Below are 7,780 nucleotides of genomic sequence, written 5' to 3' on the forward strand. Positions count from 1 at the left end.
GGGGGCGCAGCCCCCGGGAAACCACCTCAACCACCCACCCACCCCCGGAGGGTTAAGGGAACGGGCGGGGTGGGGAAAGGGCTACAGCGGATCCACCGCCCCGCCCCGCCCCGACAGCACTTCCCCATACGCCTGCATCAAATCCGGCAGCCGCAACGTCGCCAGGTCCTCACGCCCCGGCGTGCCGGGATACGTCGACAGGCGCAGGTCGCGGTACGCGCAGCTCTTCTCGTACAGCGTGCGCAGGAACCGCCCGTTACCGAGTTCGTCGATCCACCCCTGGTCCACCACATGCCCGCTGATCGAGCGCAGCTCGTCCAGCGCCTCCTCGTCCCACCCGTCCCCGTTCTCCGCCGCCAGGACTTCCCCGATCGCCGTCAGCTCCAGGGGGCGGTACGAGGGGAAGTCCACCCGGGTGGTGAAGCGGGAGGACAGGCCCGGGTTGGTGGCCAGCAAGCGGTCCATTCCCTCGGGGTAGCCCGCGAGGATGACCACCAGGTGGTCGCGGTTGTCCTCGGCGCGCTTCAGGAGCACCTGGAGCGCCTCGTCGCCGTACGCGTCGCCCTTGCTGTAGCCGGAGTTGGAGAGGCTGTACGCCTCGTCCACGAACAGCACCCCGCCCAGCGCCGAGTCGATCAGCTCGTTCGCCTTGACCGCCGTCTGGCCGAGGAACTCGCCCACCAGGTCGGCCCGTTGGGCTTCCACGAGGTGGTCGCCGCCCAGCAGGCCGAGCGCGTAGAAGACCCGGCCCAGGATCCGCGCGACCGTGGTCTTGCCGGTGCCGCTGGGGCCGGAGAAGACAAAGTGACGTTTCGGCGGTTGGACGGGGAGGCCCTGGCCGACTCGTAAGCGGGCCATGTTGAGTTGCGCCGACAACGCCTTGACCTGGCGTTTCACCGGCTCCAGGCCCACCATCCGCTCCAGCTCCGCCAGCGCCTGGGCGAGCAGCGCCGAGTCCGTCGGGCCGGTCGGGACCGGTGGCGGGGCGGGCTGGGCCGGGATGCCCGCCTTCTCCCGTACGCCGTCGGGCGGCACCACCACCACCGCCGGGCCGGCGACCGGCACCCGCACCTCGCGCCCCTCCGGCGGTTCGAGGGGCGCCGCCTCGGGCTCGGCGCCGTCCACCGTGCCGTCCTGGCCGAACCCGGACAGCGAGACGGCCGCCAGATCGGACGGGTCCTCGGAGCCGTACGACCCGTCCAGGCCGTCCGACTCGGTGATCGCGGCCAGCCGCGCCGAGGTGTCCATGAACGCCGGGTCGACCCGGTGCACCGCCCGGTACAGGGGCAGCGCGGCGGCGGAGCGGCCGGTGCCCTCGTGGGCGCGGGCCAGCCAGTAGCGCAGCTCCTTGCGCTGCGGCTGTTCGCTGCGGCAGCGCATCAGGGCCGCCGAGAGGAGCGGCTCGGCCTGCCCGAACATCTCCAGGCGCACCCGCGCCATCCCGCCGAACAGCCCGGCCTCGATCCCGAGCAGCGGATCGCCCAGCAACGGCTCGGTGTGCCGCACCAGTTGGTCCCAGTCCTTGACCAGATACGACCGGCAGGCGTGCAGGAAGCGGACCTGGGGGTCCGTGTCCACCGGTGGCAGACCGGCCAGCGCGCGGTCCAGCTCCGGCACATGGCGGCCGTCGAGCCAGTGCGAGGCGTGCGCGAGCAGCAGATCGCGCGGGCTCTCCAGGACCGGCTGGACCCACCAGCCCAGCCAGTACCAGGAGTTGAGGGTGCGCCGGTGCCGGGCGCGCTGTTCGCCGAAGCGCTCCCGGTGACGGTACATGCGCAGCAGCGCGGTGGTGGTGTCCACCCGCAGCGCATGCAGTCCCAGCCAGCCGTCCACCATGCCCGGATCCATCCGTACCGCGGCCCGGAACTCCTCCTCGGCCTGCGGATACGCGCCCATGGTGTAGGCGTCGATGCCCCGCAGCCAGGCGAGATCGGCCGGGGCGTGCGCGCCCTGCGTGCCGAAGTCCATCACGTCCCCCACCACCGTGCCCCCGTGCTGAACCGCCAATTCGCAGAGTGCAGAACGGAATTGACGGGAATTGACCGCACCAGCTGCATCGTACCTGCGAGGGGGCCCCGGATCGAAGGGGTGGCGCGAGGGCTGCGGCAGCACGCCTTGGCCGGTGACCGAGGGTGAGCGAAGCCGCTGCGAAACCGCTGCCAAGGCGGGGTGAAAGGCCCGGAATGGGCAGAACGAAGCCCCCGATCACGGGGGAACAACCGGGGGCTTCGCGTCTGCGGCGGCTCCGGAAAGCCGCACATTCAGAACGTAAGACCTGTACGGCCCCCGGGTCAAGCGGAGTTGGGTGACTCCGGGGGGCGGTTTTCCGACGGTTCAGCGCGGCGGGGGGAGCTCATCACTGTCCGTAACGGAACGGTGTGCGAGGGGTGCGGAATCGCGCCTCGGGAGCCACTCGTATCCCTCCTGACACTGCCGTACCAGCGCATCCGCATACGGACGGGACGGATCCGCGGCGAAATGGCGCATCTCCGCCGCCGTCCACTCGTCCCAGAAGCCGGAAAGCGCCGCTCCGTCCCGTCGGCGCCCGCGTGCCCAGGACCCCTCGGCGTCCATTTCCATCCACAGCACCAACGCCAGCCACGGCCGCACCTCGCGCCGGCCCGCCCCGACGCCCTCGATCAGCACCACGGGCGCGGGCTCCAGGGCGCAGGCCGGACCGAACCGGCGCAGGTTCCAGTCGTACGGCGTGACGCGCCCGGCCTCCCCGCGCGCCAGCGGCTCGATCACCTGCGTACGCAGCCGGGGCGTCCAGGCGAAGAACTCCTCGTGGGTGGCCAGGTCGTCGAGGCGGACGACCGGCGCCCCGCCGAGCGCCGCTGCAAGGCGTCCCGCGAAGGTGGACTTGCCGGAGCCCGCGTGCCCGTCCACCGCGACCAGCCGGACCGGGCCGCACGAGGGCGGCAGTACGCGCACGGCGGCCGCGATTCGGTCGATTTCTGCCATGCCCCCACCCTAGATCGACATCCCTCGGGCGACGGCCGCGCAGGTCATGCCAGTGGTCCAGACCCATATTGGTGGCGCGGCACGGCGCGCATCACTGGCAGAAGTCGCCCGGGACCCGGGATAGTTGGCCCACCGTCGTGCCCACCGCCCCATCCTCGTCCGACCGGGGGGTCCCGATCATGACCAGCTCCACTCCGCGCAGAACCGTCCTGGCCGCCGCGCTCGCCGCCGCGGCGGGCACGGCCGTCCCGGCCTCCGCCGCAGCCGCCCCGTCGACCGCGCGGTCCGCCGTCGGCAGGCCCTCGAAAGGCATCCCCTCACTGGTGGACAACCGCGCCTGGACCACGCACGCCGACTGGCGCTCGGGCGACGCCGCCGGTGTGCGGGCCGTGCCGGGCCGCCGCCCCGGTCTGGTCATCGCCCGCCCGGCGGGCCGCATCGACTACACCGACCCGCACACCCGGAAGACGGCCGCCTGGGAGTACGCCACCTGGACCTCGCCGGTGCACCGCTCGCCCGTCCCGGCCACCGAGGTGATCGCCCACTGGAACGCGCACGCCCCCGCCGGGACCTGGCTCCAGGTCGAGCTGCTCGGCACGTACTCCGACACCACGGAGACCCCGGCGTATGTGATGGGCCGCTGGACGGCGGGCGACGGCGACGGCGACATCCGGCGCACCTCGGTCGACGACCAGAGCGACGGCAAGAGCACCATCTACACCGACACCTTCTCGATCGACAACGCGGCGAGCGGGCTGCGCCTGGCCTCCTACCGGCTGCGCCTGACCCTCTACCGCACCCCGGGCACCCGCCTCACCCCGACGGTCCGGCGGCTCGGCGCGATGGCCTCCGACATCCCGGACCGCTTCACGGTGCCCGCCTCGACCCCGGCGTACGCGGGCGAGCTCCTCGTACCGCGCTACTCGCAGGAGATCCACAAGGGGCAGTACCCGCAGTACGACAACGGCGGCGAGGCCTGGTGCAGCCCGACCTCCTCGCAGATGATCGTCGAGTACTGGGGCCGGGAGCCGAGCGCCGCCGACCTGGCCTGGGTGGACCCCTCCTTCGCCGACCCGCAGATCTGCCACGCGGCCCGGTACACCTTCGACTACCAGTACAACGGCTGCGGCAACTGGCCCTTCAACGCCGCGTACGCCAGCAGCTACCGGGACATGAGCGCGGTGGTGACCCGGCTGCGCTCGCTGAACGACCTGGAGACGCTGATCAGGGCGGGCATCCCGGCCATCACGTCCCAGTCGTTCCTCAAGACCGAGCTGACCGGCGCCGGGTACGGCACCTCGGGCCACCTCATGACGGTGATCGGCTTCACGGCCGACGGCGACGTGATCGCCAACGACCCCGCCTCGCCGAGCGACCCGGAGGTGCGCCGCGTCTATCTGCGGCGCGAGTTCGAGAACATCTGGCTGCGGACCAAGCGGTACAACGCCGGCGGCAAGGTCGTCTCGGGTACGGGCGGGGTCTGCTATCTGTACTGGCCCGCGCACTCCGGCGAGCGTCAGCGCAGGGCCCTGGCCTCGGTGGGCGTACGGGTGTGACGGCCGGGCGGCCCCGGCGGCAGCGGCCGAGGCCGGATGTGACCGAGGCCGGAAGTGACCGACGTCGCCCGTGACCAACGTCTCCCCCTCCGGGGCCGCATCCACTGGCACTCTGAAAAGGCACCCGGGGGGACCGTCCACCGCCAGACGACCGAGTGAGTTCCCATGACCCTGCACGCCACCACCGCCGACGACCCGCGCGCCCTGGCCGAGCTGCGCGCCCGCACCGGCGGCCCCGACGACGGCCCCAAGATCCTGGAGCACTTCCTGGGGTGGACCCTCGTGGTGGTCCTGGCGATGCTGGTCACGCAGACCGGGCTGCTCTGACCTCCGGGCCGGCCTTCCAGTGCGGGCCCGGCACGCCCGCCGGGCCGTAGAGCCACCGCACCGGCGAGCGCCGGGTGAGCAGCGTCACACCCGCCAGGACCGTGGAAGCGCCGAGACCCAGCGGCCACCCCGCCAGGCGTACGAGCAGACTCGCGCCCAGCCGCCGGTGAACGGCAGCCCGTGGACCCCGGCCGCCGTGATGACTACCGCGACCGGCCTGGGCACCCTGCGCTCCTCGTCGGCGCCCGGCAGCCGCCACCCCTCCACCAGCCGGCCGATCCCGGTGAGGAACAGGCTGCCGAGCAGGGCCGAGCCGAGGACCAGCAGCAGCGCCTGCTCGGCGCTCACGGCGGTCATGAAGACGAACGGCGGTCGGCATCGCGACGAGCGCCGCCTTCTTCCAGGCGGTTCCTCCCTCGGCCAACGGCCGCCCGTCCGCGCTCACTTGTGCCTCCCGTACGTCCGTGTCCAAGCGGTGCAGGGGGCGTGCGTGTGCAGGTCTGCCATACTGCGGAGATCCTGTGGCAGTTGGAGACTAGGGCTGAATTTGAATAATAGTCAACAGCGAGGCGCGACCGCGAAATCCCAGGTACGCCGCTCCGAACTCATTGCGACGGGGCGGAAGTTGTTCGCCGACACGTCGTACGACGCCTTGTCGATGGACGACATCGCCAAGCACGCCGGGGTCGCCAAAGGCCTCATCTACTACTACTTCAAGAGCAAGCGCGGCTACTACCTGGCCATCGTCGAGGACTCGGTCGCCGATCTGGTCGCCCGGGCCGCGAGCGACGCCGAGCTGCCGCGCGCCGGCTGCGTCCACCGCACGATGGAGGGGTACCTGGTGTATGCGCAGCACCACCAGGCGGCCTACCGCACGATCGTGACCGGCGGCGTCGGCTTCGACACCCAGGTCCAGGCGATACGCGACGCCGTCCGCGAGGAGCTGATCGCCGCCATCGCGGAGGGCGCCTACGGCAGACGGGACATTCCGGTGCTCGCCCGGCTCGCACTGCTCGGCTGGATGGGCTGTGTGGAGAGCGTGACCCTGGAGTGGCTGGGGACGCTGGAGCCGGACCGCGCGACCATACGCGATCTGCTGGTGCGGATGCTGCGGCAGACCATGGACACCATCGGCGAGTTCGAGCCGGCCTGTCCCTCGCCCGAGCCCTGGCGGTGACGACGGAGGGGCGGCCGGGCCACACGGCCGGCCGCCCCTCCTCGCCCCGCTCCCGGGCTACTTGATGGACTTGATCAGCTCACCGCTGGAGGTGTCGCCGCTGAGCTCCCATTCTCCTCGTGGGGGAGGGGAGCCGTTCACGGGTGCTTGACATGAACGCGGCGAATCGTTCAATGGAACGGCAGGAGGACTAGACCAGTTCCGTCAATGGTTCGGACCACTTCGGAGCAGCCCGTTCCGTAACCGCCGTAGGGGCAATCCGTGATCTTGGAACCAGTGACGGGACGCGTCCGATCGGGCATACTCACAGCGCCACAGCCACCAGCCTGCAGCTTCCGTGATCCGGGAGGGTAGGTATCGGCTGTCCGGCAGAGTCACCGGCGGCGCCGCCACACCCTGCGCGCGCGTCCGCCGAAGCGCCCGACAGGGAGGAGAGCGCCGCCATGCCCGACCGCGCCCCGCAGCCGGTGGACCGACAGCTGCCCACCGAGGAGGCCCGGGACCTCGTTGCGCTGGTACGCGACATCGTCCAGCGGGAGATCGCTCCTCATGCCGCCGAGCAGGAGGACGCCGGACGCTTTCCGCGCGAGGTCTTCTCGCTGCTGTCCGAATCCGGGCTGCTCGGCCTTCCGTACGACTCCGAGTTCGGCGGCGGTGACCAGCCGTACGAGGTGTACCTCCAGGTCCTCGAAGAGCTCGCCGCCGCCCGCCTCACGGTCGGCCTCGGCGTCAGCGTCCACTCGCTGGCCTGCCACGCACTGGCGGGCTACGGCACCAAGCAGCAGCAGGCCGACCATCTGCCCGCCATGCTCGGCGGCGGTCTGCTCGGCGCGTACTGCCTCTCCGAGCCCGCGTCCGGTTCCGACGCGGCCTCCCTGCGCACCAAGGCGGTACGGGACGGTGACGGCTGGGTGATCACCGGCACCAAGGCCTGGATCACCCATGGCGGGATCGCCGACTTCTACACGGTCCTCGCGCGCACCGGCGGCGAGGGTGCCCGGGGCATCACGGCCTTCCTGGTCCCCGGCGACGCCGAGGGGCTGAGCGCGGCCGCGCCCGAGAAGAAGATGGGCATGAAGGGCTCGCCCACCGCCCAGCTGCACTTCGACGGGGTCCGGGTGCCCGACAGCCGTCGCCTCGGCGAGGAGGGCCAGGGCTTCGCCATCGCGCTCTCCGCCCTGGACTCCGGCCGGCTCGGGATCGCCGCCTGCGCCATCGGCGTCGCCCAGGCCGCCCTGGACGAGGCGGTGGCGTACGCGACCGGGCGCCGGCAGTTCGGCCGGCCCATCGCGGACTTCCAGGGCCTGCGTTTCATGCTGGCGGACATGGCCACCCAGATCGAGGCGGGCCGGGCGCTGTACCTGTCGGCCGCGCGGCTGCGGGACGCCGGACGGCCCTTCTCCAAGGAGGCCGCGATGGCGAAGCTGTTCTGTACGGACGCGGCGATGAAGGTCACCACCGACGCGGTCCAGGTGCTCGGCGGCTACGGCTACACCGCCGACTTCCCGGTCGAGCGCCTGATGCGCGAGGCCAAGGTCCTCCAGATCGTCGAGGGCACCAACCAGATCCAGCGGATGGTCGTCGCCCGCCACCTGGCGGGTCCGGAGACCCGCTGACCTCTCGTACGGGCCGGGGCGCGCGGGCCACATCCGCGCGCCCCCACACAGGGGGGGGTGTTTTACACCGCGTATGACGTACCCTCAACATTACTGTCGTGCAGGAGGGTATCCGTGTGCCAGGACCGACCGCTAGCAAA

At 71.7% G+C, this 7,780-nt stretch carries 7 protein-coding genes; 4 read left to right on the forward strand and 3 right to left on the reverse strand.

Annotation, left to right across the window (positions count from 1 at the left end; translation table 11 throughout):
* Positions 1 to 81 precede the first annotated feature (81 nt).
* Both ACFWA7_RS33795 and ACFWA7_RS33800 read right to left on the reverse strand, forming a co-directional pair.
* The gene (locus tag ACFWA7_RS33795) at positions 82 to 1,968 is read right to left on the reverse strand and encodes an AAA family ATPase (RefSeq protein ID WP_385543287.1); all 1,887 of its coding nucleotides are present in this window, start codon (positions 1,966 to 1,968) and stop codon (positions 82 to 84) included.
* A gap of 366 nt (positions 1,969 to 2,334) precedes the next feature.
* Positions 2,335 to 2,964 carry a uridine kinase gene (locus ACFWA7_RS33800; protein WP_385826866.1) on the reverse strand — a complete coding sequence of 210 codons (630 nt, stop codon included), beginning with the start codon at positions 2,962 to 2,964 and terminating at the stop codon, positions 2,335 to 2,337.
* Positions 2,965 to 3,143: 179 nt separating this feature from the next.
* Between ACFWA7_RS33800 and ACFWA7_RS33805 the strand changes: the two genes are divergently transcribed.
* Together ACFWA7_RS33805 and ACFWA7_RS33810 are read left to right on the forward strand one after the other, a co-directional pair.
* Positions 3,144 to 4,520: a peptidase C39 family protein gene (locus tag ACFWA7_RS33805; RefSeq protein ID WP_385826868.1), complete on the forward strand. Its 1,377-nt coding sequence runs from the start codon at positions 3,144 to 3,146 to the stop codon at positions 4,518 to 4,520.
* Positions 4,521 to 4,685: 165 nt separating this feature from the next.
* On the forward strand, positions 4,686 to 4,847 hold the full coding sequence (locus ACFWA7_RS33810) for an SCO1431 family membrane protein (protein ID WP_107503676.1): 162 nt from the start codon (positions 4,686 to 4,688) through the stop codon (positions 4,845 to 4,847).
* A gap of 84 nt (positions 4,848 to 4,931) precedes the next feature.
* Here ACFWA7_RS33810 and ACFWA7_RS33815 read toward each other — a convergent pair whose 3' ends face one another.
* The gene (locus ACFWA7_RS33815; protein ID WP_385543270.1) at positions 4,932 to 5,204 is read right to left on the reverse strand and encodes a hypothetical protein; all 273 of its coding nucleotides are present in this window, start codon (positions 5,202 to 5,204) and stop codon (positions 4,932 to 4,934) included.
* 190 nt (positions 5,205 to 5,394) lie between these two features.
* On the opposite strand from ACFWA7_RS33815, the gene ACFWA7_RS33820 reads away from it, so the two are divergent.
* The gene (locus ACFWA7_RS33820) at positions 5,395 to 6,024 is read left to right on the forward strand and encodes a TetR/AcrR family transcriptional regulator (RefSeq protein ID WP_385826870.1); all 630 of its coding nucleotides are present in this window, start codon (positions 5,395 to 5,397) and stop codon (positions 6,022 to 6,024) included.
* A 443-nt stretch (positions 6,025 to 6,467) separates the two neighbouring features.
* On the forward strand, positions 6,468 to 7,640 hold the full coding sequence (locus ACFWA7_RS33825) for an acyl-CoA dehydrogenase family protein (RefSeq protein ID WP_385543264.1): 1,173 nt from the start codon (positions 6,468 to 6,470) through the stop codon (positions 7,638 to 7,640).
* The last annotated feature ends 140 nt before the right edge of the window (positions 7,641 to 7,780 follow it).

It is taken from the genome of Streptomyces sp. NPDC059994 (assembly GCF_042737755.1).
Lineage (GTDB): Bacteria > Actinomycetota > Actinomycetes > Streptomycetales > Streptomycetaceae > Streptomyces.